Below are 1,105 nucleotides of genomic sequence, written 5' to 3'. Positions count from 1 at the left end.
ATCGCGCTCGCTTACCGCTTTCGCTGTCTTTGCCTGCTCTGCGGCAACATCCTTTCCATTCTCCGCCATGATCTTATCAATGGTCTCCTGTTCCAATCCAAGCCCTTTTAAAAATTCTGCTTTCATGTTATGCTCTCCTTTCTTCCGTTCTTTTACGTCTGCCGGAAAAAGACAATAAAATAAGACGCATAACCCTGCGTCTCAATGGGAGATGTTTGGATCACTACCTTTCCTACATCCTTCTTGAAAAGTTCCACAACAACCCTCCTTTATTATAAATGAGTATAAAAATACCACTCATTCCCGAAAGAATGGGTGGTATCTATACAACGGCTTTCATAGCTCTATCGTATTCGATCTTCAATTTTCTTTTAAAATCCTCAATTTCTTCGGGTTTCATACCCGGTTCCGCTGAAGCACAAATGTCTGGGGTTTCATCTGCAAGAATTTCAGTTGCTCTTGGCTGTTCATTGTGCATTTCATCATAATCATCTACTAAAGCATCCTCTAAAATAATGGAAAACTCATAAATATCATTCGGTGTATTTTCTAAAAAGTCCTTGATGTAATTCATTATCTTTTCAAACATTTTTCCATACCTCCTTCTGATTCTTTCGCCTTATGATTGAAACTATATCATTTGTATTTTTATTTTTTGCTACTGCCAACTGACGTTCCTTATCAAAGAAAATTAATTTATCTTCACCTTCTAAGTAATTAGGTTTTTTCTTTATTACTTCCAAAACATCCTTCTCTTCTACGTTCGGATAACCTGATTTGTTTAATCTTGGAAGTCGACTCAATGCATGAACAGATAAATATATACCCTCTTTTTCAAACCTTGCGTAAGCTGCTTTCGACTTCTGCTTAAATTCCGAAGACCATTCCTTCTTATCAATTTCAGAATATGTATCGACTTTCTTTTGCAAAGCACTGAACTTCTTAGGTTCATTATACTTCATCTGGCGGAAATCAGCAAGACTGCCGGCATCAACTCCAAGGATATTTTTATAACGGTAATACTGTCTGGAATCCCTGTCCGCATTCCGAATCATTTCTGCTGTATACTGCGCGTTCTGTTTCTTGGAATTTGTAGCTATTTTTC

Annotated in this window: 1 protein-coding gene and 1 pseudogene; both read right to left on the bottom strand. The window is 37.4% G+C overall.

Annotated features, from left to right (window positions below; genetic code table 11):
• Positions 1-322: 322 nt before the first annotated feature.
• Positions 323-589 carry a hypothetical protein gene (locus NFS18_RS19315; protein WP_251393194.1) on the bottom strand — a complete coding sequence of 89 codons (267 nt, stop codon included), beginning with the start codon at positions 587-589 and terminating at the stop codon, positions 323-325.
• Positions 582-1,105, bottom strand: a pseudogene (locus tag NFS18_RS19310) (phage minor capsid protein); the annotation flags it as partial. The gene NFS18_RS19315 and the pseudogene NFS18_RS19310, both read right to left, overlap by 8 nt.

This window comes from Mediterraneibacter agrestimuris (assembly GCF_943193195.1).
Taxonomy (GTDB): Bacteria; Bacillota; Clostridia; order Lachnospirales; family Lachnospiraceae; genus Schaedlerella; species Schaedlerella agrestimuris.
Note: the sequence above shows the minus strand (reverse complement) of the source record. Positions and strands in the feature narration are given on the sequence as shown.

What these genes read in the sequence shown, in the direction of transcription:
- NFS18_RS19315 (WP_251393194.1), bottom strand. Translation starts at nt 589, where the DNA reads ATGTTTGAAAAGATAATGAATTACATCAAGGACTTTTTAGAAAATACA.